Source organism: Microbacterium algihabitans (assembly GCF_032464975.1).
Classification (GTDB): domain Bacteria; phylum Actinomycetota; class Actinomycetes; order Actinomycetales; family Microbacteriaceae; genus Microbacterium; species Microbacterium algihabitans.
In genome coordinates, this window is the sequence record NZ_JAWDIU010000003.1 from 17116 (window position 1) to 40972 (window position 23857).

Below are 23857 nucleotides of genomic sequence, written 5' to 3' on the forward strand. Positions count from 1 at the left end.
ACGCTCTTCGTGTGGCGGAAGTGACAGGATTTGAACCTGCGAGGCGAGTTACCCCGCCTACATGGATTCCAGCCATGCTCCTTAGGCCGCTCGGACACACTTCCAAGGGACGATCTTACACGGCGCTCCGGCCCCGCTCGAACCGCCACCGCGTCCGGGCCACCCCCCGGTCAGAGTACGCTCTTGGGCAGGCGGTGCAGCGTCACCGCCCCCACGGCGCGGAACGGATGCAGCGGATCGGGCGCTTCCGACCCCGTCGGTCCGCCCAGCTCGCTGTGCACGAGGGCGCTCATGACCGCGTACGCGTCCATCCGGTCCCAGCCGCGCTCGTCGACGAGGTGGTCGAAGACGTCTTCGTAGCCGCGCCGGACGCTCTCCTGCACGGGGTCGCCCAGGCCGACGAAGATCCACTCCTCGTCGGTCTCGACGCGGGGCGCGCGCAGAGCGGCATCCGGGATCAGATCGATCGAGACCACGGCCACGCCCGCCGCCTCGATCGCGACGAACGACGACTCGCCGCGGGCCATCACGGCGTGGATGTCGCCGATCGACAGCAGCGCCCCCTCGACCTCGACGGGCAGGTACACCGTGGCGCCCGGGGCGACGTCGGTGAGGTCCATGTTGCCGCCGAGCGCGGTCGTGGGCATGACGGTGGAGTTCTGCCCCGTCGCCGGCGCCGTGCCGATGCACCCGATCATCGGACGCGCGGGCACCACGTGCCGCCCGGTGAGGTGGACTCCCTCCGCGTCGATCGGGATGCGCCGGCTGACGACGTGGTCGGGCATGCGGTGCTGCAGCGCTCCGGCGCCGGGGAGGCTCTGCGACCAGCCGTAGTCTCCCAGGCGGATCTCGTGCACGTGCACCGCCAGGGCGTCGCCCGGCTTCGCCCCCTCGACGTACACGGGGCCCGTCACCGGGTTGATCGGCGCCTGGAGGGCAGCGAGATCGCCGTGGTCGTGTAGCTCGGCGTACACCGCGTCGTCGGTCTCGAACGCGATCCTCTCGCCGGTGCCGGGGCGGATGCGCAGCACCGGGGGCACCGAGGCGTCGTACCCCGGGCGACCGTGCTCCTTACCGAGCCGGTGCTCGACGGTCATCGGGACGCCACCTCTCCGCCGCCCTCGCCGGCGGTCGCCGTGGCGTGCTCGGGCAGGGGGCCGGTGGCCCCGCCGCTCTTGCGGGCGAAGATCACGTAGACGATCGCGCCGACGACCAGCCACAGGATGCCGCCGATCTTGGCGGTCATATCGGCGTTGAGCAGCACGTAGCCGATGATCAGGAAGCCGACCAGCGGCACCACGAGGTGGAGCAGGTAGTTCTTCGACTTCTTCTTGCCGAGGTAGTACGCCGCGACCGACACGTGCAGCAGCATGAAGCCGAGCAGGGCGCCGAAGTTCACCAGCGACGAGATGACGGCGATCTGACCGACGAAGAACAGCACCAGCACGAGCGAGATCGCGCTCACCAGCAGGATCGCCGCCATCGGCACCTGGCGCGAGGTGACCTTCGACAGGAAGGCGGGAAGGCGCCGGTCGCGGCTCATCGAATAGAGCAGGCGCGAGGTCGCCGCCTGGGCCGCGACCGCGTTGGCGATGCCGACCGCGATGACGTTGACCGCGAGGAAGGCGGTCGCCCACCCGCTGCCGGCGGCCTTGGCCACGAGCAGGAAGAAGGCGTTGTTGACCTCGTCGTCGCCGAAGGCGATCGTGCCGTTGGCGAGGGCGCTGGCGAACCAGGTCTGCGCGATGAAGAGCACCGCGACCACGAGCAGGGCGATGATCATGGCGCGACCGCCGGACTTCCGGTCACCCGTGGACTCCTCGGCCATCGTGGAGATGCCGTCGAAGCCGAGGAAGCTCAGCACCGCGATCGAGAGGGCGGTGGCGATGAGCGCGGGGTTGACCTTCTCGGCATCCCACAGCGGAGCCATGGTGAACTCCGCGCCGGGGATCGTGCCGGACGACAGGGCGACCATCGCGATCACGACGAAGATCACCACGAAGGCGAGCTGGATCGCGAGCATGACCCGGTTCGCGATCTTGATCGAGCCGATGCCGAGCACGTTGATGACGGTGTTGATGATGACGAACGAGACGGCCCAGATCCACTGCGGGACGTCGGGGAAGATGCCCGCCATCGACGAGGCCGCGAACACGTACAGCAGCGTCGGCACGAGCAGGTAGTCGAGCAGGATCGCCCAGCCCGCGAAGAAGCCCACCGTGGGGTGCAGACCGCGACCGACGTACGAGAAGACGGAGCCGGCGATCGGGAACGCCTTCGACATCTGCGCGTAGGCGAGGGCGGTGAAGATCATCGCGATCACGCCGGTGAGGTAGACCAGCGGCACCATGCCGCTCGCGGCGTTGAACACCACTCCGAAGATCGCCCACGGCGCGATGGGCACCATGAAGACGAGACCGTAGACCACGAGGTCGAAGGTGGACATGGAGCGCTTGAGCTCCTGCTTGTAGCCGAACGACTCCAGCGACTGCTGGGCCTCGGGGGCGGGGTGCGACATCGGGTCTCCTGGTTCGGGTGGGGTGGGGCGGGTGTCAGGGAAGGGGCGCGAGGAAGTCGGCGATGACCGTGCGGAAGGCGTCGGGCATCTCGAGGTGGGTGCAGTGGCTCGCTCCGGCGAACACGTGTGAGCGGGCGCCGGGGATGTGCGCGACGAAGGGCTCCCACGTCTCGGGGGTGGCCTCGTCGAACTCGCCGGCGACCACCAGCGTGGGCACGGCGACCTGGGGCAGGCGGTCGATGATCGTCCAGTCACGACCCGTGCCGACGACGTGGAACTCGTTCGGCCCGTTCATCGTGAAGTAGACCGTGGGGTCGGCGAGCATCTGCTGCTCGCTGTCGACGAAGTCCTGCGGCATCGGCGTGACGCGGCACACGTGGCGCTCGTAGAACACGCGGGTGGCCTCGGCGTACTCGGGGTCGTCGAGGGTGCCGGCGGCCTCGTGCCGGTCGAGGGCGTCGCGGGCGTCTTCGGGGAGTTCGGCGCGCAGTCGCGCCGCTCCCGCGAGCCAGAGGGCCATGGATGCCGGGGAGTTGCAGATCTCCAGGCTTCGCAGCCCCGCGGGCTGACGCACGGCGATCTCGGCGCCGAGCATGCCGCCCCACGACTGACCGAGCACGTGGTACTCGTCGAAGCCGAGCGCTTCGCGCAGGTTGTGGAACTCGTCGACGAACAGCTGCGGCACCCACTGGGAGGCCGGGGCGTCGGGGTGGTGGGAGCTCTTGCCGCACCCGATCTGGTCGTAGTGCACGACGGTGCGACCGGTCAGCTCCGCGAGGGCGTCGAGGTTCGAGACGTAGTTGTGCGCCATCCCGGGGCCCCCGTGGAGCACGAACAGCGGCGCGGCGCCGGTGGGCTCGGTCGGTTCGGTGAGGCGGGCCCAGGTGAAGCCGTCGCGGAAGGGAACGGTGATCTCGCGTTGCGTGGAGCGGTGCATGCAGTCATGGTGGACCCGTTAAAGGTGCGTTGGCAAACCTTTTCTGCGGAATTAACATGGGAGAAACGACGGGAGCCCATGGCCGACACCGACGACGCCTCCCTGGTGGAGCGCGTGACCGATCGATTGATCACCGCCGTGGCGGTGGGCGAGTTCCTCCCGGGCACCCGTCTTCCCGCCGAGCGCGACCTCTCTCCCCTCCTGGGCGTCGGACGCACCACGGTGCGCGCGGCCCTCGACGATCTGTCGACACGCGGCCTGATCGAACGGCGTCGCGGACGGAGCGGGGGCACGTTCGTCGCCGAAGACTGGCCCGCCTCGATCGTGGTCGGCGTCGACCGGTGGTTCGAGGAGCGATGGAGCGACCTCGTCGACGCGTGCACGGCGAGCTCGATGCTGCACTCCTCGCTCGCGCGCCTGGCCGCCGAACGGCGCACCGACGCCGACATCACCGCGATGCGGGGCCGCCTCGACGACTTCCACGCGGCGGAGTCGGGCGACCCGAAGCAGCGCGCCGACAGCCTGCTGCACCTCGCCATCATCGACGCCGCGCACAACACCGCGCTGCGCGACATCCTGCTCGAGCACGAGCGACACCTCTCGCTGTCGGCCCCGGCGCACCCGTGGGGCGACCGCGGAAGCCATCGCCGCATGGAGACGCGCGCCGCCCGCGAGCACGACGCGATCGTCGACGCGATCGTGCAGGCCACCCCCGACGAGGCCGCCGAGCTCGCGCGCCGACACGTGCAGATCGACCTCGAGCTGTTCACCGAGGCGCGGGAGTTCGCCCGTCGTCGCGCCGCCGAGGCCGCCGCCGGCTGAGCCCGCGCCCACACGCGTCCGCCTCACGCCACGATCACCGCGAGACTGCATCTCGCTGACACGTCCGTTGCAGACTGCGGCCGTTTCGTCGGCGAGATGCAGTTTCGGCGCGATCAGGCCTCGCGCAGACGCTCCTCGAGACCGGCGCGCACCGCGGGCCACTCGTCGCGCAGGATCGAGAAGTACAGCGTGTCGGCCACGCTGCCGTCGGGAGCGATGCGGTGCTGTCGCAGGCGCCCCTCGCGGGTGGCCCCGAGACGCTCGATGGCGCGCGCGCTGCGCTCGTTGTGGGCGTCGCACCGGAGCGCCACGCGATTGACCTCCCACGCCTCGAACGCGTGGGTGAGAAGCAGCATCTTCGCGGCGGGGTTGGTGCGACCGCCCTGGAACGCGCGGCCGTACCAGGTCGTCCCGATCTCGACCCGCCCCTGCGCGGGCACGTACTCGTAGAACGTCGTGGCGCCGCGGACCTCACCGGTCTCGGCATCCCGCACCGTGAAGGCGTACAGCCCCGGCGTCGCGCGCTGCTGCTCGACGCGCGCGGCGTAGGCCTCGACCGAGTCCGCCCAGGGCGTGGTCATGCGGCTCCACAGCTCCGGGTCGGTCAGCGGCCACGCCTCGCCCGCGTCGTCGGCTCGAGCGGGAGACAGGCGGATGCCGTGACCCTCGAGGACGATGTCGTGCGCGGTCATCGTGCCTCCAGTTGAGCGATGAATTCGTCGGCCGCGGCGACCTTGCGGCGGAGGTCCTCCCGCCGCTGGTGCGCCTCGTCGCGGATGTCGGCGAGCCGCGCGCGCAGCGCCTCGTCGGAAGGATCGACCTCGAGGCCGTCGACCACCGAGAGCAGCTCCCCCATCTGCTCGAGGGAGTAGCCGAGCGGCTTCATGCGGCGAATGAGGAGCAGGCGCGACTCGTCGTCGGCGGTGTAGAGACGGAAGCCACCCTCGGTGCGGGCCGAGGGACGCAGCAGACCGATCTCGTCGTAGTGACGGAGCGTGCGGATCGACAGCCCCGTCCGCTCGGCGAGCTCGCCGATCTGCATCGGTCGCACCTCGGTCATCGCATCCCCGATCCCGCAACCCTCTCGTTACGGTAGAGTCTAGTTCGTCGCGATCGCGACCCCCCCTATTCTTCCCCGCGCCGACGCGGGTCCCCTCCCCTACCTCCTGGAGACTCTCCATGACCTCTGCCCTCGCGCGCCCGCGCACCGAGCCCACCGTCCTGCAGGCCCTGCGCTCCCCCCGCCTGCTCACCCGCGAGGTGCTCGCCGGCCTCGTCGTCGCCATCGCCCTCATCCCCGAGGCGATCGCGTTCTCCATCATCGCCGGCGTCGACCCGCGCCTGGGCCTGTTCTCGTCGTTCGTCATGGCGGTCGCCATCTCGTTCCTTGGCGGACGCCCCGCGATGATCTCGGCCGCCACCGGGGCGATCGCCCTCGTCATCGCCCCCGTCGCCCGCGAGCACGGTGTCGACTACCTGCTCGCGACGGTAATCCTCGGCGGCCTCCTGCAGGTGATCCTCGGCCTGCTCGGGGTGGCCAAGCTCATGCGCTACATCCCGCGCAGCGTCATGGTCGGCTTCGTCAACGCGCTCGCGATCCTCATCTTCACGGCGCAGGTGCCCCAGCTGATCGGCGTGCCGTGGGCGGTCTATCCGATCGCCGCGGCGGGCCTTGCGATCATGTACCTGCTTCCGCGCCTGACCAAGGTCGTGCCCGCCCCGCTCGTGGCGATCGTGCTGCTGACCGGCGCCGTCGTCGTGTTCGGCATCTCGGTGCCGACCGTCGGCGACCAGGGCGCCCTTCCCGAGAGCCTTCCCGCGCTGCTCGTGCCCAACGTCCCGCTGACGGGCGAGACGCTGGCGATCATCTTCCCGTTCGCGATCGCCATGGCCATCGTCGGACTGCTCGAGTCGCTCATGACCGCGGCCCTGGTCGACGACATCACCGACACCCCCTCGTCGAAGACGCGCGAATCGCTCGGGCAGGGCGCCGCCAACGTGCTGTCGGGCCTGTTCGGCGGAATGGGCGGGTGCGCGATGATCGGCCAGACGATGATCAACGTCAAGGCGTCGGGGGCCCGCACGCGCATCTCGACCTTCCTCGCGGGCGTCTTCCTGCTGGTCCTCGTTCTGGCATTCGGCGATGTCGTCGCGATCATCCCGATGGCGGTGCTCGTGGCCGTCATGATCGTCGTCTCGGTCGCCACCTTCGACTGGCACAGCATCCGCCCCGCGACTCTGCGGCGGATGCCGGTGAGCGAGACCATCGTCATGGTGCTCACCGTCGCCGTGACGGTGTGGACGCACAACCTCGCCATCGGCGTCGGTGTCGGCGTGATCGCCGCCGCCGTGCTCTTCGCCCGCCGCGTCGCGAGCCTCACCCGCGTCACGCGTGAAGTCGGCGCCGACGTCGCCCGCTACACCGTGGAGGGCGAGCTGTTCTTCGCCTCGAGCAACGACCTCACCACGAAGTTCGCGTACCACGACGACCCCTCGCGAGTGGTCATCGACCTGTCGCGCTCGCACGTGTGGGACGCCTCGACGGTCGCCGCCCTCGACGCCGTGCGCACGAAGTACGCGCACGTGGGCACCACGGTCGAGCTGGTGGGCATGAACGACCACGCCTCGCGCTTCCACGACCGCCTCAGCGGAGAGCTCGGCGCGGGCCACTGACCCGGCGCGGGTGACCGCTTCGTGTCAGGAGCGCAACGTCGTGGAGGGCGTCTCTCCGAACTCGCCGCGGTACATCGCCGCGAACCGGCCGAGGTTCGAGAAACCCCAGCGCGCCGCGATCGCGGCCACGGTGTCGACCGACGGATCGGCGCTGCGCAGCTCGGCGCGCGCGGCGTCGAGACGCACCCGGCGCAGGTACTGCATGGGCGTGCGCCCCGTCGCGGCGCGGAAGGCGTACTGCAGCCCGCGGGGCGACAGGCGCGCCGCCTGGGCGATGTCGGCGAGCACCACGGGCTCCGCGGCGTGCGCTTCGACGTACGCCTTGGCGCGGCGCACGGGCGCGGGCAGCGGTCGCGAGGGTCGACCCGCCGCGAGGGCGTCGGTGAAGGTGGTCGGGAAGGCCAGGAGCGACGCCTCGAGCATGAGCGTGCGCGCCTGCTGCTCGATGAGCGGGGTGCGCTCGGGCGAGCGCAGCAGCACGTCGCGCGTGTACTCCCACGTGCGCGACCAGTAGCGCATGCGCTGTTCGCTCACCGGGGCGTAGCCCGTGGCGCGCACGCGCAGGGTTTCGTCACCCGAGAGACGGCGCGCGGCCTCGTCGAAGTCGGTGCGCGAGAACGAGACGGCGGTGCCGGCGATCCTCCCCGTGAAGGCGATCTCGAGAGGACGATCGACCACCATGAACGGCACGGCCGCGTCGATGCGCTCGCGACGATAAGTGGCCGAGACCCGCGGGCCGGCGATACGGCCGACGACGACCTGGTCGAGCGGGTCGGATTCGACCAGCATGGTGGAGCCGATCGTGTAGTCGCAGAACGCGAACCCCGGCTCGGATGCCGCGTGCCAGGTGAGCGCCGGCTGGATCGCCTCGGCTCGCGAGATGCGTGCACCGGGGACGACCGTCTGCCACAGGTGCTCGACGGTCTCGGCGTCTCGCGTCTCGATGTTCGTATGCTCCACGAAGTGTCCTCATTCGTCCGGGATCGACGGCGATAACCGGCGCGATAGCGCAGGTGAATGCGGGAACGCTCCCACGCAGTCGATACGACGAATGCGAATTCGCGGATGCCCCCCATCCGTCTTTCCACCGTATCTTTCCCGCGCGCATTCATGCGCATTTCGACTTGATCAGCCATAAAATGAAGCGCTCAATACAGAATGCGCATTCGCGTGAGTAGTCCTCGGCCAGCGGAGACGGGCCGCGCGCGAGGCCATAATGGGAGGGTGACGCCGCCCGGCGCCCCGCCCGCCGAAGGGACCCGCATGCCGTTCCGCACCATGACGACCCTGCAGACCTGGGTCGACGACTTCCGCGCAATGGGGTACGACCACGCGGAGATCCTGCGGGTGATCCCGCAAGACGGCGACGACGGCTCCGACACGGGTCTGATCGCCGCGCAGCTGCGCAGCGTGTCGACGACGTTCTTCATCTCCCCCGGCCCCGAACAGGGATCCACCGAGTGGGCCGTCACCTTCGAGCCGCGCGAAGACGCCGCACCGCTGCCCGCCGGACGCGTCATGGCGCTGTCTGGCGAACTCGCGACGCTCAGCGCTCTGTGCTCGTTCCTGCAGGCGCGCTCCGAAGCGTTCGTCGCACGCTCCTGACCCGACGCCTCGTCGGCGACGTGATCCGCGGGCGATCCGGACGGTCGCCGATGCTCAGCTGTCGGTGGCCCCGATGAGCTGATCGATAACGCTGGCCGCGATGGCGGCGTGGGCGGGGTCGAGATCGGCGACGGCCTTCTCGATGCCCGCGTCGAACGCGCGCAGGTGACGCCAGGGCTCGGCGTCGAGATCGACGGTCGCGGTGATGTGGTTGACGCGGCGATCCTCGTCGTCGAGGTCGCGGCGCACAGCGCCGCGCTGCACGAGGCGGTCGATGAGGGTCGTGACGCCCGCGGAGGTGATGCCCAGGTGGTCGCGCACGTGCGAGGGACGCGCTCCCGGGTTCTCGGCGACGAACATGAGGGCGCGCGCGTCGAGCTCGTTGAGCGAGAGGACGCGCCGCGCTTCCGCGGCCGCCGTGCGGCGGGCCTCGCCGTAAGCGAGCAGCGCGCGACTCAGGTCCGACCCCGGCGAGGGGGGCGTCGAAGCACCGGTAGACGTCTGCACGAGGCACGATCGTACTCACTGCAACCCAGAGCGCCGCCCGCTTGCGCCCGCGCGCCGTCATCGTGACACTCCGAGCCGACGCACACGCCACCCTTTCGCGAACGCCCCGCGGGTCGGCCCGGCGGCGAAGTACGCGGTTCCCGGCCGGGCATGCTCACCGTGTCACCGCTGTCAAGGGCGCGTCTCGCCGCGCATCGCGGGGTTAGGACTGAGGTCACGACCCCGTCGGGAGACGGGCATCCCCGTCGGGAGACGGGAGCGAGGAGAACGACCATGATCTACGGACAGCAGAGCGGACGGCAGACGGGCTCGGTGTGGAGCATCGCGATGACCGCCGCCATGGGCAACGGCATCGGCCCGCGCTCGATCGATGAGGCCCCCCAGCCGTCGGCGACGGCGCCCGCGACGAAGCGGTGGCCCTGGTCGCGCACGCACGAGGTCGGCGAGGCGAAGAAGGTCGCGCCCCCGGCGTGATCGACCGCCCCTTCACCCGACGCGTCGGTTCCTTCCCCCGGGAGCCGGCGCGTCGGCTCGTTCACGGGGGCGAACCGGGTCGTGTCCCGGCGTTCATGCGATGGTCTCGTGGACGTAACCCACCACTCGGGGTCGAGCCTTCAGCATGGGACGACCGCGTCCGCGGTGCCCCACCCCCGGCCCCGAAGGCGACTGACGATGACTCGACCCATCCGTGTGCTCTCGCTCTACGAGGGCTTCTTCGCCGGCGGGGCGCGCATCCTCCACTCCGACGTGGTCGCCGGCCTGTCGCAGGGCGGGGCGCAGCAGCACCGCGTGCTCTCGCTCACCTCCGCCGCGCGTCGCGACGCCTCGATGCAGTTCGCCCGCGACGACACGCGCTTCCGCCGCCTGCAGCAGGCGGGGGTCGTCATCGACACCTTCGACCGCATCGCGGGCGATCGTCCCCTCGCCCCCGAGGAGTTCACCGCGACCGAGCTCGCCCGGGCCGCCGCCCTGTTCACCGAGGCCGACGTCGTGCTCTCTCTGAAGGAGCAGCCGCTCAGCCTCGTCGTCGCGCTGGAGCGTGCAGGTCTGCTCCCCGGCCGCCCGATCGCCGCGTGCCTGCACCGCTCCGACCCGACGCACTCCGGCCCCGCTCTCGAGTGGTTGACGGATGCCGCGGGCAGCGGCGCCGTGACCGCCACGATCTCGTGCGCCGAATCGACCTCGCTCGCCTACGCGAACGCCGGTGTCGTCGCCCGCGAGGCGCGGGTGATCGACAACGGCATCGACACGCGACGCTTCCGCCCCGGCACGCGCGTGCAGCGCCGGCGCATCCGCGCGGGCCTCGGCATCCCCGACTCCGCCCCCGTCGTGCTGCTCGCCGCGCGGTTCGACGCGATGAAGGACCCCGGGCTCTTCCTCCGCGCGGTCGCCACGCACGCGCGTCGCGCGCCCGGAGCGCACTACGTCATGTGCGGCTCGGGCATGACGGCCGACAACCCCGCGTTCCGCGCCCTGCGGGCTGAGAGCGGAGTGGGCGAGTCGGTGAACCTGCACGCGCTCGGGCTGCGCGAGGACATGCCCGAGCTGTACCGGATCGCCGACATCGTCGCCCTCACGAGTGCCTTCGGCGAGGCCTCGCCCCTCTGTCTCGTCGAGGGGGCGGCATCCGGAGCCGTTCCCGTCACCACCGACGTCGGCGACGCCGCGCGCATGATCGACGGGTTCGGCCTCGTGACCGCCCGCGACGAGTCGTCGATCGTGGCGGCCTGGACCCACGCCCTCGCCCACCGGCCCGCCCTGCGCGCCGCGGCCGTCGCCGCCCGCGGGCGCCTCGACCGACGGCGCATGATCGACGACTACCGTGGAGCCATCGCGGGGTTGCTGTTGCCGGATCTGGTCGCCGCCTGAGGCGCTGGCACGAGAAGCCGCGCACGACAACCGGTCCCCGATCCGCGCCCGGTCGGGTGAAACCGTGTCAAGGTGAGGCATGACCGCCCGCATCGTGTCGATCGGCACGGCCCTGCCCGATACCCGTGTCTCCCAGACGACATTGCGCGACCTGTTCGCCGCGCAACCCGGGTTCGACCGCAAGAGTCAACGCCTCGTGGGCGCGGCGTTCGACGCGGCCGCCATCGACACCCGCCACGTCGTGCTGCCGCAGCTGGCGGGCACCGAGGTCGAGGGGCTCCCGGTGCGCGACGGCGACACCCTGCTCATGCCCCCGACCGGAGCGCGCAATGACGAGTACCGCCGCCGCGCGCCCGACCTCTTCGCCGCGGCCGCAGGTCGAGCGCTGTCGGGGTCGGGGTACGGGGCAAACGAGGTGACCCACGTCGTGACGGTGTCGTGCACCGGCATGTTCGCCCCCGGGCCCGACTACCACCTCGTGCGCGACCTCGGACTCTCGCCCACGGTCGAGCGCTACCACCTCGGCTTCATCGGCTGCGCGGCGGCGATCCCCGCCCTCCGCCTCGCCGCCCGCATCGTCGGCGACGACCCCGCGGCGGTCGTGCTCGTCGCGTGCTGCGAGCTGTGCTCCCTGCACTGGCAGACCTCCTCGCACCCCGACCAGATCGTCGCCGCCTCGGTGTTCGCCGACGGTGCGGGAGCGGCGGTCGTGGCATCCGGGAACTCCTCTCGAGACGGCCTCGACCTCGACGGATTCGCCACCCACGTGACCGACGACGGCGAGAAGGACATGGCCTGGACCGTCGGCGACTCGGGGTTCGAGATGACCCTGACCCCCGAGGTGCCCCGGATCATCGGGCGCGAGATCTCGGCCATCGCCGACGACGTACTGGGCGATCTCTCCGCCGTCGACGCGTGGGCCGTGCACCCGGGCGGGCGCAGCATCCTCGACCGCGTCGAGAACGCCCTGGGTCTGGATGCCGCCGCCCTCGCCCCCTCGCGCGAGGTGCTGCGCCGACACGGCAACATGTCGAGCGCGACGCTGCTGTTCATCCTGCGCGACCTGCTGGCCGATGCGGAGCGCGTCGAAGGCGACAGGGTGGCCGCCCTCGCGTTCGGGCCGGGGCTCACGGTGGAGGCGGCGCGGCTGACCATGCGCCGCACCGGCGCGTGAGCACGCTCGCCCGGCGCGACACCGCGCTGACCGAGTTGATGGACGACCCCGACTGCGACCCCCGGGCCCTCGCCGCGACGTATCGGCGGTTCGACGTGGTGAACCGTCTCGTCTCGGCGTGGGGGCACGTGTACCGCACGCGGGTGCGCCCCGAGCTGCGGGCCCTGGGCCGGCCGGCGCGCGTGCTCGATCTCGGATGCGGGGGCGGCGACGTCGTGGTGCGGCTCGCGGGGCTGGCCGCGCGAGACGGACTCGAGGTGGAGTGGGTCGGAGCCGACCCCGATCCGCGCGCCCTCGAGGCCGCGCGCGAGCGCGAACGATCCGGCGTGCGGTTCGTCGCGCAGGGGTCGGACGACCTGCTGGCCGCGGGCGAGAGGTTCGACCTCGTGATCTCGAACCACGTGCTGCACCATCTCGACGCCGACGGGCTGCGGCGCTTCGCCGACGACTCGCTCGCCCTCTCGCGCGGACGCGTGCTGCACGCCGACATCGCCCGCGGACGCCTCGCCTACGCCCTGTACGCCGCGGGGATCGCCCCTCTGGCCGCCGGCACCTTCCTGCGGGTCGACGGGCTGCGCTCGATCCGTCGGAGCTATCGCGCGCCCGAGCTGGCCGCGGCCCTCGGCTCGCCCTGGCAGGTGGAGACCCCCGCGCCGTTCCGGGTGCTCGCCGCGGCTCGAGGGCGGGCGGATGCCGATGACTGAGGTGCTCGTGGTCGGCGCCGGCCCCGTCGGGCTGGCGTTGGCCGCCGACCTGCGCGCGCGGGGCGTCGACGTGGCCCTCGTCGAACGTCGCACCGAAGTCGGAGCGGGCACGCGGGCGATCGGCATCCACTCCCCCGCCCTCGCCCTGCTCGAGGCCTCGGGGGCCACCCACGGGATCCTCGAGCGAGCGGTGCGGATCGCGCGCGGAGAGGCCCGAGCCGACGGACGGCTGCTCGCCGCGATCCGCTTCGATCGCCTGCGGGCGCGGCACCCGTACGTGGCGGCGCTGCCGCAATCCGACACGATCGAGGTGCTGACCGCCCTCGCCCCGCCCGTGCGGCGCGGGGTGACCGTGGAGTCGCTGCGGCAAGAGGCGGACGGCGTGCGGATCGGCATCGCGGGGGCCGACGACCTGCGCGCCAAGGTCGTGGTCGTGGCATCCGGATGGGCGGGACGCTCGCTCGTCTACCGCGACGGCGCCGTGCGCACCCACCACTACCCCGATCGCTACGTCATGGCCGACGTCACCGCGCCGGGCGGCCCGGTCGCCCGCGTGCACCTCGAGCGCGACGGCGTGGTCGAGTCGTTCCCCCTCCCCGACGGACGCAGGAGGCTCGTCGCGTGGGCCGGGCGGGAAGAGGTTCCGGATGCCGCGGCCTTCCTGCACCAGGCGGTGGCGCGCCGCACGGGGGTCGAGGTCGACACCACCGGGGCGTCGAGCTTCGGCGTGCGCCGCGCGGTGGCTCCCGCACTCCGTCGCGGCCGGGTGATCGTCGTCGGCGACGCCGCGCACGAGGTGAGCCCGATCGGCGGTCAGGGCATGAACCTCGGACTGCTCGACGCCCTGACGCTCGCCCCGCTGCTCGCCCCGTGGGCGCGCGGGGGCGACGGCGAAGGCGTCGACCGCTGGGAGCGCGACCGCCTCGCGTCGGCCCGGCACGCCGCGCGCCTCGCCTTCCTCAACACCCTGCTGGGCCGCGCCTCCGGTCCGCGGGCGCACGCGGCCCGTTCCGCAGCGCTCCGCACCGCCCTGCGCGGACCGGGTGGCGCGCTGTTCACCCGGGCCTACGCGATGCGCCTCGACCGGGCGGCATCCGGAACCTGAGGACCGGCTCCTAGGAGACGACGAGCTGCGCGGCCAGCAGCAGCGCCGCGAGCATCGTCAGCTGGAACACCGCGCGGCCCGGAGGCCGCACCAGCACGAGTACCGCGGTGACGACCGCGACCACCACGACGGCCGTGAAGAACACCGTCCCGACGGCATTCGCCCCGCCCGAAGGCCCGAGCAGCACCGCGAGTGCTCCGACCACGATCCCGGCCGCGGCGATCAGCACCGACGCGCGGGCACCGAGGCGGTGCGGCAGCCCGCGCACGCCGGTGCGGCGGTCGTCGTCGAGGTCGCGCACGACGTTGGTGAGGTGCACGGCGGCGCCCAGCGCGGCTCCCGCGAGCGCCGCCCACGGCGCAGCGAGCTCCGGGTCGGGGCCGGCGAGGGTCGCGAACGAGGGGAAGAGACCGAAGCTCAGCACGAACGGCACGATCGAGACCGGGGTCGACTTCAGCCCGGCGTTGTACGCCCAGGCCGAGGCGAGGGCGATCGCGTGCGCCGCGACGAGGGCAGCCCCCAGCGGCGCGGACAGCAGCACGGCGAGCACGAGGGCTCCGACGGCCACGGCCAGGGCGCGCTCGGGCGTGAGGGCTCCCCCCGCGATCGGCTTGTCGGTGCGCCCGACCGTGGCATCGCGAGCGCCGTCGATCGCGTCGTTCGACAGTCCGACCGAGACCTGCCCCGCGAACACCGCCACGACCAGCAGACCCAGGCGCCACGGCTCGAGCCCCGCGGCGATGCCCAGCGCGAGAGAGAGGACGGTCACGACGAGCGTCGGCCCGGGGTGGGTCGCGCCCCACAGGGCCCGCAGGGGCGACCTCGTGGTCGCGGCATCCGTCACGGGTCCGACGCTACCGCGCTGCGGCGGTCCGGTGGCCCGCGGCGGGGTCGCCGGGCACAACGGCGGGGATCCGGCGCGACGCGCCGCGGATCGGCATCCGGGAACGGCGTGTCCACCGGGCGGCCCGCCGGTGCGCACGGGCGTCGGCCGTCGGTACGTCAACCCCCGCGGCATCCGATCCCCTCCCGCCTACCGTCGCGAGCGCCGGGGCAGCAGCGTTCCGCAGAAGCCTCGAAGGAGACCCCGATGCCCCAGGTCGTCGTCATCACCGGAGGATCCCGCGGGATCGGCCGTGCCACCGCCCTGCGCTTCGCCCGCCAGGGGGCGCGTCTCGTGCTGGTGGCCCGAGACGAGGAGGCGCTCGCGTCCGCCGCCGCGGAATGCCGCGCTCGCGGGGCCGAGGTGCAGACCGCGTCGATCGACCTCGCTCTCGCCGACGGCCCGCAGCGCGCCGCCGACATCGCCCTCCTCCGGTTCGGACGCATCGACGTGTGGGTGGCCTCGGCATCCGTCTTCTCGTACGGGTCGATCGCCGACACCCCCGATGCCGTGCGCGACCGGGTCATCGAGACCAACCTCACCGGCCACATGCGCGCGGCGCGGGCGGTGCTCCCCCACTTCCTCGCCCGCGGCACCGGGACGATCGTCTTCGTCGGCTCGCTGTACGCGCAGGTGGCGGGCCCGTACGTCTCGTCGTACGTCGCCGCGAAGCACGGCCTGCTCGGATTCACGCGGTCGCTGCGGCAGGAGATGCTCGCGCACCGCGGCATCCGGGTGAAGATCGTGCTCCCGGCGAGCATCGACACCCCCATCTACCAGCGCGCCTCCAACTCGACGGGGCGCACGCCCTTCCCTCTGCCGCCGGTGGTGTCGGCCGACCGCGTCGCCCGGGCCGTCGTGCGGGTGACGCGCGGGCCCCGTCACGAGGTCGGCGTGGGAGCGGCGCAGTTCGTGACCCGCCCCCTGCAGTTCTTCGCGCCGCGCGTGTACGACCGTTTCATCCGCACGCTGCAGCACGCGCTGGGACTGCGGCGTCGCCCCGCGCCGACGACCACCGGAGCCGTCCTCGCTCCCCAGCACGATCCCGGTGCCGTGAGCGGGGGCTGGTCGCGGATCCCGCTGCGTCGCCCGCGCTGACCGTGTCGGGAAGGGCCACGAATGCCGACGCGCACGGGGCTCGCGTCAGGGCCGATGGGCTCGGCGAGGTGCGCCAATTTCGCATGCAGGGTCTTGGCACTCTCCTGTGCCGAGTGCTAATCTGATCGCAGTTGAGCCACATGGACTCAACTTCACAGAACATCGGGGATCCGAGTCCCGACCGATCGAAAAGGAGAACGACCATGGCCACCTACGACCCCTTCCGCGACCTCGACCGCCTCGCGTCGACGCTCCTCGACGCTCGCCGCGGCGGTGGTCCGCGACGGATGCCGATGGACCTCTACCGCGACGGCGACCACTACGTGCTCGCGGCGGACCTCCCCGGTGTCGACCCCGGCTCGGTCGACATCGACGTCGACGGCCAGCTGCTCACGATCCGCGCCGAGCGCACCCTCGGCTCGGGCGAGGGCGTCAAGTGGATCACGCGCGAGCGCGAGACGGCGTCGTTCGTCCGCCAGCTCAACCTCGGGCAGGGCATCGACACCGACGGCATCAGCGCGTCGTACCGCAACGGGGTGCTGAGCGTGACGATCCCGGTCAGCGAGAAGGCGAAGCCGCGCCGCATCGCCGTCTCGACCGACGAGCACGACGGTGTCATCGAGGCACACGAGAGCACGCCTCAGCTGATCGAGCAGTAGTCCGCACGCGACGATGCCCCGGCCCCCTCATCGAGGGTCGGGGCATCGTGCGGTGTTCGCGAGACGTCTCAGAGGTCTTCGGGAGCGAGGTCGCCCTGTCCCTCTTCGCCCAGCTCGACAACGCCCGGGTCCATACCCTGCGAGTCGGTGCCGGTGGACTCGGGGTGAATGTCCTCGAGCGGGATGTCGCTGTCGTCGGCGGGAATCTCGGCCGGGTCGGCACCCGTCGCGGTGGCAGGGTTGATGTCGTCGGGGTCGGCGCCCCCGTCGATGGCGGTCGTGGCGTCCCACTCCGCCTGGGCGGGGTCGAGCGTGGGATCGGGCTCGATGGAGGTGTCGCCGTCGCGCAGCGGCTGCACGCCCGCCATAGCCGCGTCGGAGGGGGTGGGGTCGATCGAGGCGTCGCTCATGAGAGGGTCCTTTCGTCGCAGACGCGAAGCCGCGGGTGGCGCGGCTCTCTCATCAAACGGGGCCGCGGTCATCGGCCGGTGCCCCTTGACAGGTCCCTGCGACCGTCGTCGCCGTCGTGAGCGGCACCTGTCAAGGTGCTGGCGGCGTCTACGCCGATGACGCACGGTGGGACGAACGAGAGGATCCCCCATGCCCGACCCCCGTTCCGCCGTGCCCGCCCGCGCGACCCCGCGCATCGTCGTGATCGGCGGCGGCAACGCCGGACTGTCGATCGCCGGGCGCCTGCACCGCGCCCGTCTCGGCGACATCACCGTGATCGAGCCGCGGGAACAGCACGTGTTCGCTCCCCTGCAGTCCCACATCGCCGGCGGCGCCGCCCGCGCCTCGGAGGCCGTCCGCCCCCAGGCCGACGTCATCCCGCCGGGGGTGAGGTGGCTGCGCGACGAGGCGTTCACGGTCGACCCCGACGCCCGACGCGTGCACCTGGTGTCGGGCGGTCGCATCGACTACGACCAACTCGTCGTGTGCGCGGGCCTCCGCATGGCGTGGGAGCAGGTTCCGGGCCTTCCCGAGGCGATGGCGGATGCCACGGGCATCTCGAACTACGACTACGACCTGGCGGCCAAGGCCTCGCCCGCGCTCCGTGACTTCCGCTCCGGCACCGTGGTCTTCACGCAGCCACCCGAGCCCGCGTCGTGCGGAGCCGCGGCGCAGAAGCCGATGTACCTCGCCTGCGACTGGTGGCGCTCGATCGGCGTGCGCGACGGCATCCGCGTCGTCTTCGTGTGCCCCGACCCCGTACCCTTCGGCATCCCCGCCATCGACCGCGAACTTCAGCGCAAACTCGACGAGTACGGCATCGAGGTGCACTACAGCCGGGAGCTTCGAGCGGTGGATGCCGCGGCACGGACGGTGACGATCGGCCACGGCGACGCCGAGGAGACGATCGCCTACGACCTGCTGCACGCCGTCCCTCCGCAGCGGGCGCCCGAGTGGATCGCCGGTAGCGGCCTGGCGGCCCCGGACGACCCGCACGGCTTCGTCGACGTCGACCCCGAGAAGTTCCAGCACACCCGGCATCCGGAGATCTGGGCCCTCGGCGATGCCGCGACCGTCGCCACGCGCCGCTCGGGCGGAGCGATCCGCCGCCAGGCCCAGGCGCTGGTGCAGAACATGACGGCCGTGCTGGCCGGGCGCGCGCCCACGGCGACCTACAACGGGTACAGCGTGGTGCCGTTCACGGTGTCGCGCGGCACCGTCGTGTTCGCGGAGTTCGACCGCCAGGGCCGGCTGCAGCCGAGCGTCCCGTTCTGGCGCTCGCTGTATCGCGAGCGCCGGCTCTCGTGGATCGCCGACCGCCGCGTGCTTCCGTGGGTCTACTGGCACCTGATCCTGCGCGGCCGCGCCTGACGCGTCTCCCCCGCGTATAGGCCACGAGGACCGATCCCTCAACCCCCGGGGTGCGGGCGGGTGGGCGCACGGAGACTGGGGGCAGCCCCGGAAGACACACAGGAAGAGGACACCATGGCCCAGGTCATCGAAACCATCGACGTCGACGTTCCCGTTCGCGTCGCCTACAACCAGTGGACGCAGTTCGAGGAGTTCCCCCACTTCATGAGCTTCGTGGAGTCCATCACGCAGAAGTCCGAGACCCTCACGCACTGGAAGGTCAAGATCGCCGGAGCCGAGCGCGAGTTCGACGCCGAGATCACCGAGCAGCACCCCGACGAGCGCGTCGCGTGGAACAGCGTGGGCGGCGACGAGAACCACGCCGGCGTCGTGACCTTCCACCGCCTGTCCGACACCGAGACGCGTGTCACGGTGCAGATCGACTGGGCCCCCACCGGCGTCCTCGAGAAGCTCGGTGCCGCCTTCGGCGCCGACGACCACTCGGTCAAGAAGGACCTCGACAACTTCAAGAAGTACATCGAATCGCGCGGCACCGAATCGGGCGCCTGGCGCGGCGACGTCAGCTGACGTCACCTTCCGAACGAAAGCCGGGCTCGTCCATACGGACGGGCCCGGCTTTCGTCATGTCGGTCTCACCACTGCGGGTGAATCTCCGCCCGCAGACGCCGGTCGTACACGTCGCGCACGAGGGTGTCGAAGGCCGCGAGGTCGAAGCCGCCGTCGATCAGGTCGGCCGCGGCGGCGTTCGCGGTGGCCTGCTGCACCGAGCGGGCCCCCGGGATCACCGAGGTGATGCCTTCGCGCGACGCGATCCAGGCCAGCGTCGCCGCGGGCAGCGTCACGCCCTCGGGCAGGGCGTTCTTGAGCTCGTCGGCGGCCGCCACTCCCTCGTCGAACGGCACGCCCGAGAAGGTCTCGCCCTTGTCGAACGCCTCGCCGTTGCGGTTGTACGTGCGGTGGTCGTCCTTGTCGAACGTGGTGTCGCGCGTGTACTTGCCCGACAGCAGACCGCTCGCCAGGGGCACGCGCGCGAGTACGGCCACGTTCTTCTCGGCCGCGAGCGGCAGCACCTCGTCGAGCGGCTTGAGGCGGAACGGGTTGAAGATGATCTGCAGGTTGGTCAGGTTCGGCCGCTGGAGGGCCGACAGGGCCTGGTCCATCGTCTCGACCGAGGCGCCGTACGCGGCGATGACGCCATCGCTCACGAGCTGGTCGAGGGCGTCCCAGGTCGCGTCGTCGTCGATGACCGCGGACGGCGGGCAGTGCAGCTGGACGAGGTCGAGGGTGTCGGTGCCGAGCAGGCGCCGCGAGCGGTCGAGCCAGCCGCGGAAGTTCTCGATCGTGTAGTTCTCGGGCACCTGGTCTTCACGGCGGCCCATCTTCGTCGCGACGGTGATGCCCGTGGCATCCGTGCTCCGAAGGAAGGTGCCGATGATCTCTTCGCTGCGGCCGTCGCCGTAGACGTCGGCGGTGTCGAAGAGCGTGACGCCGGCGTCGGCCGAGGCCGCGAGCACCGACAGGGCCTCGTCTTCGCTCACCCCGCCCCAGTCGGGGCCGAGCTGCCAGGTGCCGAGGCCGATCGCCGAGACCTCGCGGCCGGTACGAGAGAGGGGACGCTGCTGCATTGCGGTTCCTTTCGAAGCTGTTCCGAGCCTACCCACGGGCTCCGACATCGTCGGCCGCAGGCTCCGGATGCCGCGACCCGATGACGCGCAACCCCGGTCCACCCCGATGGATCGGCGCCTAGCGTGGCGGCACACCCACGGAAGGAACACCATGGACAACCCCGCCGACCACCTGCCCGGAACCGACGAGGAGAACCTCGTGCCCGAATCCGACGGTCTCGCCGCCGACGTGCCCGCCGGCGCCGCCGGTGCCGACACGGGGGCCGTGGGAGCCGCGCGCATCGACCCCGACGACGAAGCGCGTGTGCAGGGCGTCTCGAGCCAGAACGACCTGCCGGGGGTCGGCACGCGCAACGCCGACGGAGAGCGCGAACACGGCGGCGACGGGGGCTCGACCTCGCGTCACACCGAAGACATCGACAGCGCAAACGCGGACGCCGACCACACGGCCGACGAGTCGGCCGAGAAGACGCCGGCCTCGCCCGCGCCCGCCGATGACGGCCCCGAGCCGCACGTCGACGGCGACGACCCGATCGCGAAGTTCCAGCCGGGGGTCGGTCGCGATTCGGCGGCCTCGAGCCGCATCGCGCAGACGCTGCCCGACCCCGACCGGGCCTGACGAGCGCGGCGGGGGCGGCCGGGAGAGCCGGTCGCCCCGCCGCGCTCGGGGCGGCCCTTCGACAGGCTCAGGGACCTTCCACCGGCTCGGGGACCTTGCGGGTTCGGGGTCGCTTCGACAGGCTCAGGGACCCTCTGCGGGGTCAGGGACCTTCTGTGGGTTCGGGGCCCTTCGACAGGCTCAGGGACCTCAGACAGGATCGCGCTCAGTGCGCGAGGCGCAGGGCGTCTTCGGCGAGGTGGAAGAAGTCCCGCGTCGCGCCGGTGACCACCGCGGCATCCGTCGACGACATCATCAGCACCACGATCGCCTCGCCGTCGTCGTCGCGCACGAACCAGCTGCCGGTCACGACGCCCCGACTCGAACCGCCCTTGAAGGCCACGTAGGGCCAGGTGCCCACGTCGAGGCCCTGCCCGGGGTTCTCGCTCAGGATGCCGAGCACCTCGGCGTCGCCCGTCTGCTGCAGCGTTCGGTGCACCCCGGCGACATCAGCGGCCGAGGCGAACCAGTCGAAGCCGTCCTCCCACGCCGGCGCGACGACCGCCGCACCGTCGACCGCGAGCGGTGCCGCATCGATGCGGTCGAGCAGAGCACGCTTGCCCGCGACATCGGCGGCGGCCCACTCCTCGCGGAGCGCCGGATCCCCCCAGCCGAGGGTGAACAGCTCCTTCGTCGAGACGAACGGCACCAGCACCGCGGGGTCGGCATGTCCGCTGCGCGCGACCGCAGCCTCGACCCTCTCGCGGCCCAGTCGGCCGATCAACAGGTCGGTCGCGGTGTTGTCGCTGATGCGGATCATCGCCGAGGCGGCCTCGCGCACCGTCACCTCGGTGCCGGTCGGTTCGTCCTGCAACTCGCCGGAGGGGAGGCTGCGGTCGGCGTCGCCGAGCACGAGCACCTCGTCCCACGACAGGTCGCCGGATGCCACGGCATCCGCCACCGCGAGCAGCACGTACAGCTTGAACACCGACGCGAGCGGGGCCGATCGCGCGCTGTCGATGTCGAGCATCTCGTGGTCGCCGCGGAGCACCAGCGCGCTGACGTCGCCCGGCAGGGCGCGCAGGCGTTCCTCGACCTGGTCGAGCGAGGTCGAGGGCTCCCAGGGCGTGGCGGCCGGCCCGAAGATCATGCCGGTGATGCGGTCGTCCGCGTCGATCGAGAGGGTCAGGTCGAAGGGATCGCCCAGGCTCCCGGCGACGGTGGCGAGCGCCTGGGTGTCGGTGCCCTGGTAGGCGGTGACGGTGAAGGGAGCCGCGGGCCGGATCTGCCGATTGAGCAGCTCGGCGACCTGCTCCGCCGACACCTGCTTCTGGAAGTCCTCGTGGAGCACGCGGGCCCAGGTTCCGGGCGTCGCGTCCTCCTCGGCTTCGAGCTGGTCGAGAACCCACGTCATCCGCTCCCCCACCGCGGTGGAGGGGATGTCGACGGATGCCGCGCGACTCGCACGCGACTCGGGGGCCGCGCTCGTGCACGCGGCGAGCGCGGCGACGGCGAGGACGGACAGGGCGGCGGCGAAGCGACGGGCGAGAGTCACGGTGGTCCTTCCGGGGGGGGGGTGGGGATGCCTCCACGCTACGGATCTCTCACGCCCCGTCGCCTCCCCCTGTCGAGGGAGATCAGCCGCGCCCGATCACCGCCTCACGAACAGGAAGGCGGTCGCCGCCAGCACCACGAAGACGCCTCCGGCGATGCCGTAGGAGGTCCCGTTGGTCGTGCGCGTGACATCGGCCGAGCGCCCGACCTCGGGCAGAGCGGGCAGCGGGGTCTCGGCCCGAGCGCGCGTGGTTTCGACGATGAGCGCGGGCGCGGCGGAGGGCAGGCGCACGGCGGCGTACCCCCACTCGACGCTGAACTGGTTGAGGTTGACCGTGAACGAGGAGGCGTTGTTGCCGACCTCGAGGGCGGCTGCGAAGGCCGACACCGCCTGGGCGTCGGGCTTGAGCTTCGGGTCGCGATAGGGCGGCTCGACCAGGGCGTCGTACGCGACGGGGGCGGGAAGGGTGATCCAGCTGTCCTGCTCGTGGGCATTCACCGTTTCATCATGCCCATCGCATGGCACCTCTCGGTCGCGATGACGCGCACGGTCACGGCCTCACTAGCATCGACCCGGCGAGAGGATGCGGGAAACCATGATCGAAGCAGACGGTGCCGACGCTGAGACCGCGGCGCATGCGCACCGCGTGATGCCGGGCGAGGCGCCCGACCGGCCCCGCGTCGTGATCGCCGGGGCGGGCGGATTCGTGGGCGGAGCGCTCCGCGCGGCGTTCGCGGACGACGGCTACGAGGTGGTCACGGTCGGTCGGTCGGGGCCGATCGTCTGGGGCGACACCGCGGCCATCGCCCGCGCGGTCGACGGCGCCGCCGTGCTCGTGAACCTCGCCGGAAAGATCGTGTCGTGCCGGTACACCGACGCGAACCGCGACGAGATCCTGCGCTCGCGCGTCGACACGACGAGATCGTTGCACCGCGCCGTGAGCGCCGCCCGGCGACCACCCCGCGTGTGGATGAACGCCTCCACCGCGACGATCTACCGGCACGAGACCGAGAGCGGCAACGACGAGGTCGACGGCATCATCGGCGAGGGGTTCTCGGTGGATGTCGCCACGAGCTGGGAACGCGCGTTCTTCGACGGCGACCTCCCCGGCACCCGGAGGGTCGCCCTGCGCATGGCGATCGTGCTCGGCGACGGCCCCGCCACCCGCATGCTGTTCGCCCTGGCCCGCCTCGGACTCGGCGGGCCGCAGATCGACAGCTGGTGGTTCCCGCATCGCCGCTATCGCGGGATCGGCGCGCACCCCACGGGCCCGACCCTTTCGGGATGGCACCGGACCTCGGGCCGCCAGCGGTTCAGCTGGATCCACATCGACGACGTCGTGGGGTCGGTGCGGTTCCTCCGCGATCGCGAGGATCTCGCCGGTCCTGTCAACCTGTCGGCCCCGGAAGCGAGCGACAACCGCACGCTGATGCGCGAGCTGCGGCGCATCGCGCGTGCGCCGTTCGGTCTGCCCGCCTTCCGCTGGATGCTCGATCCCGCCATGGCCGTGCTGCGCAACGAGCCGGAGCTCGTGCTCAAGAGCCGCTGGGCCGTGCCGCGCGTCCTGCAGGAGGCCGGCTTCGCGTTCCGCCACGACAAGCTCGGACCCGCGCTCGAGGCCGTCGCGGCGCAGCACCCGCCGCGGGCGCGCGATCTCTTCACCGCCTGAACGAACGAACGCCGCCCGCCGCGACGAGTGTCGCG

26 protein-coding genes and 1 tRNA gene are annotated in these 23857 nt (G+C 71.8%); 14 read left to right on the forward strand and 13 right to left on the reverse strand.

What is annotated here, in order from left to right:
• Window positions 1-12: 12 nt before the first annotated feature.
• The 4 genes from RWH43_RS09655 to RWH43_RS09670 form a co-directional block, all read right to left on the reverse strand.
• Window positions 13-104 (reverse strand) — tRNA-Ser (locus tag RWH43_RS09655).
• Window positions 105-170: 66 nt separating this feature from the next.
• On the reverse strand, window positions 171-1097 hold the full coding sequence (locus RWH43_RS09660) for an acetamidase/formamidase family protein (protein ID WP_154097408.1): 927 nt from the start codon (window positions 1095-1097) through the stop codon (window positions 171-173).
• Entirely contained in the window at window positions 1094-2518 is a 1425-nt protein-coding gene (locus RWH43_RS09665; RefSeq protein ID WP_144832938.1) for an APC family permease, read from the reverse strand. The genes RWH43_RS09660 and RWH43_RS09665 overlap by 4 nt, the downstream gene beginning before the upstream one ends.
• 34 nt (window positions 2519-2552) lie before the next feature.
• Window positions 2553-3455 (reverse strand): proline iminopeptidase-family hydrolase, encoded by a 903-nt coding sequence (locus tag RWH43_RS09670; protein WP_316001354.1) that lies wholly within the window; start codon window positions 3453-3455, stop codon window positions 2553-2555.
• Window positions 3456-3533: 78 nt separating this feature from the next.
• Here RWH43_RS09670 and RWH43_RS09675 point away from each other — a divergent pair, with 78 nt between their 5' ends.
• Complete coding sequence (locus RWH43_RS09675) at window positions 3534-4277, forward strand: FadR/GntR family transcriptional regulator (RefSeq protein WP_316001355.1); 744 nt, start codon at window positions 3534-3536, stop codon at window positions 4275-4277.
• A gap of 113 nt (window positions 4278-4390) precedes the next feature.
• Here RWH43_RS09675 and RWH43_RS09680 read toward each other — a convergent pair whose 3' ends face one another.
• Window positions 4391-4969, reverse strand: coding sequence for a GNAT family N-acetyltransferase (locus tag RWH43_RS09680; protein ID WP_316001356.1), 579 nt, complete (start codon window positions 4967-4969; stop codon window positions 4391-4393).
• Window positions 4966-5337: a MerR family transcriptional regulator gene (locus RWH43_RS09685; RefSeq protein ID WP_316001357.1), complete on the reverse strand. Its 372-nt coding sequence runs from the start codon at window positions 5335-5337 to the stop codon at window positions 4966-4968. The genes RWH43_RS09680 and RWH43_RS09685 overlap by 4 nt, the downstream gene beginning before the upstream one ends.
• A 119-nt stretch (window positions 5338-5456) precedes the next feature.
• On the opposite strand from RWH43_RS09685, the gene RWH43_RS09690 reads away from it, so the two are divergent.
• Entirely contained in the window at window positions 5457-6950 is a 1494-nt protein-coding gene (locus tag RWH43_RS09690; protein ID WP_230705141.1) for a SulP family inorganic anion transporter, read from the forward strand.
• A 24-nt stretch (window positions 6951-6974) separates the two neighbouring features.
• Here the strand turns inward: RWH43_RS09690 and RWH43_RS09695 are convergent, their stop codons facing one another.
• Complete coding sequence (locus RWH43_RS09695) at window positions 6975-7910, reverse strand: AraC family transcriptional regulator (protein WP_316001358.1); 936 nt, start codon at window positions 7908-7910, stop codon at window positions 6975-6977.
• Between the two features lie 303 nt (window positions 7911-8213).
• Between RWH43_RS09695 and RWH43_RS09700 the strand changes: the two genes are divergently transcribed.
• Window positions 8214-8555: a hypothetical protein gene (locus tag RWH43_RS09700; protein WP_144832927.1), complete on the forward strand. Its 342-nt coding sequence runs from the start codon at window positions 8214-8216 to the stop codon at window positions 8553-8555.
• Between the two features lie 54 nt (window positions 8556-8609).
• On the opposite strand, the gene RWH43_RS09705 is transcribed toward RWH43_RS09700, so the two are convergent.
• Window positions 8610-9062 (reverse strand): MarR family transcriptional regulator, encoded by a 453-nt coding sequence (locus RWH43_RS09705; protein ID WP_144832925.1) that lies wholly within the window; start codon window positions 9060-9062, stop codon window positions 8610-8612.
• Between the two features lie 273 nt (window positions 9063-9335).
• On the opposite strand from RWH43_RS09705, the gene RWH43_RS09710 reads away from it, so the two are divergent.
• The 5 genes from RWH43_RS09710 to RWH43_RS09730 all read left to right on the forward strand — a co-directional run bounded on the left by RWH43_RS09710 (window position 9336) and on the right by RWH43_RS09730 (window position 13914).
• Window positions 9336-9536: a hypothetical protein gene (locus tag RWH43_RS09710; protein ID WP_316001359.1), complete on the forward strand. Its 201-nt coding sequence runs from the start codon at window positions 9336-9338 to the stop codon at window positions 9534-9536.
• A gap of 198 nt (window positions 9537-9734) precedes the next feature.
• Window positions 9735-10931, forward strand: coding sequence for a glycosyltransferase (locus tag RWH43_RS09715; protein WP_316001360.1), 1197 nt, complete (start codon window positions 9735-9737; stop codon window positions 10929-10931).
• Window positions 10932-11010: 79 nt separating this feature from the next.
• The gene (locus RWH43_RS09720; protein ID WP_316001361.1) at window positions 11011-12105 is read left to right on the forward strand and encodes a type III polyketide synthase; all 1095 of its coding nucleotides are present in this window, start codon (window positions 11011-11013) and stop codon (window positions 12103-12105) included.
• Window positions 12106-12143: 38 nt separating this feature from the next.
• Window positions 12144-12809, forward strand: a complete 666-nt coding sequence (locus tag RWH43_RS09725; protein WP_251508976.1) for a methyltransferase domain-containing protein — start codon at window positions 12144-12146, stop codon at window positions 12807-12809.
• Window positions 12796-13914 (forward strand): FAD-dependent oxidoreductase, encoded by a 1119-nt coding sequence (locus RWH43_RS09730; RefSeq protein WP_316001362.1) that lies wholly within the window; start codon window positions 12796-12798, stop codon window positions 13912-13914. The genes RWH43_RS09725 and RWH43_RS09730 overlap by 14 nt, the downstream gene beginning before the upstream one ends.
• Before the next feature lie 10 nt (window positions 13915-13924).
• On the opposite strand, the gene RWH43_RS09735 is transcribed toward RWH43_RS09730, so the two are convergent.
• Window positions 13925-14758 carry a UbiA family prenyltransferase gene (locus RWH43_RS09735; RefSeq protein WP_251508792.1) on the reverse strand — a complete coding sequence of 278 codons (834 nt, stop codon included), beginning with the start codon at window positions 14756-14758 and terminating at the stop codon, window positions 13925-13927.
• Window positions 14759-15004: 246 nt separating this feature from the next.
• Between RWH43_RS09735 and RWH43_RS09740 the strand changes: the two genes are divergently transcribed.
• Window positions 15005-15895, forward strand: a complete 891-nt coding sequence (locus tag RWH43_RS09740; RefSeq protein WP_316001363.1) for an SDR family NAD(P)-dependent oxidoreductase — start codon at window positions 15005-15007, stop codon at window positions 15893-15895.
• A gap of 203 nt (window positions 15896-16098) precedes the next feature.
• Window positions 16099-16554 (forward strand): Hsp20/alpha crystallin family protein, encoded by a 456-nt coding sequence (locus tag RWH43_RS09745; protein WP_144785786.1) that lies wholly within the window; start codon window positions 16099-16101, stop codon window positions 16552-16554.
• A gap of 68 nt (window positions 16555-16622) precedes the next feature.
• Here the strand turns inward: RWH43_RS09745 and RWH43_RS09750 are convergent, their stop codons facing one another.
• Window positions 16623-16964 carry a sugar ABC transporter ATPase gene (locus tag RWH43_RS09750; protein WP_154097400.1) on the reverse strand — a complete coding sequence of 114 codons (342 nt, stop codon included), beginning with the start codon at window positions 16962-16964 and terminating at the stop codon, window positions 16623-16625.
• Between the two features lie 190 nt (window positions 16965-17154).
• On the opposite strand from RWH43_RS09750, the gene RWH43_RS09755 reads away from it, so the two are divergent.
• Together RWH43_RS09755 and RWH43_RS09760 are read left to right on the forward strand one after the other, a co-directional pair.
• The gene (locus tag RWH43_RS09755) at window positions 17155-18375 is read left to right on the forward strand and encodes an NAD(P)/FAD-dependent oxidoreductase (protein WP_316001364.1); all 1221 of its coding nucleotides are present in this window, start codon (window positions 17155-17157) and stop codon (window positions 18373-18375) included.
• A 114-nt stretch (window positions 18376-18489) separates the two neighbouring features.
• Window positions 18490-18942: an SRPBCC family protein gene (locus tag RWH43_RS09760; RefSeq protein WP_144832908.1), complete on the forward strand. Its 453-nt coding sequence runs from the start codon at window positions 18490-18492 to the stop codon at window positions 18940-18942.
• A 65-nt stretch (window positions 18943-19007) separates the two neighbouring features.
• On the opposite strand, the gene RWH43_RS09765 is transcribed toward RWH43_RS09760, so the two are convergent.
• A complete protein-coding gene (locus tag RWH43_RS09765) occupies window positions 19008-20000 on the reverse strand; it encodes an aldo/keto reductase (protein ID WP_144832906.1) in 993 nt (330 codons plus the stop codon).
• A 151-nt stretch (window positions 20001-20151) separates the two neighbouring features.
• On the opposite strand from RWH43_RS09765, the gene RWH43_RS09770 reads away from it, so the two are divergent.
• A complete protein-coding gene (locus RWH43_RS09770) occupies window positions 20152-20619 on the forward strand; it encodes a hypothetical protein (protein ID WP_154097398.1) in 468 nt (155 codons plus the stop codon).
• A gap of 205 nt (window positions 20620-20824) precedes the next feature.
• On the opposite strand, the gene RWH43_RS09775 is transcribed toward RWH43_RS09770, so the two are convergent.
• Together RWH43_RS09775 and RWH43_RS09780 are read right to left on the reverse strand one after the other, a co-directional pair.
• Complete coding sequence (locus RWH43_RS09775) at window positions 20825-22153, reverse strand: Cpe/LpqF family protein (protein WP_316001365.1); 1329 nt, start codon at window positions 22151-22153, stop codon at window positions 20825-20827.
• A gap of 96 nt (window positions 22154-22249) precedes the next feature.
• Entirely contained in the window at window positions 22250-22651 is a 402-nt protein-coding gene (locus RWH43_RS09780; protein WP_316001366.1) for a hypothetical protein, read from the reverse strand.
• 151 nt (window positions 22652-22802) lie between these two features.
• On the opposite strand from RWH43_RS09780, the gene RWH43_RS09785 reads away from it, so the two are divergent.
• Entirely contained in the window at window positions 22803-23822 is a 1020-nt protein-coding gene (locus tag RWH43_RS09785; RefSeq protein ID WP_316001566.1) for an epimerase, read from the forward strand.
• The last annotated feature ends 35 nt before the right edge of the window (window positions 23823-23857 follow it).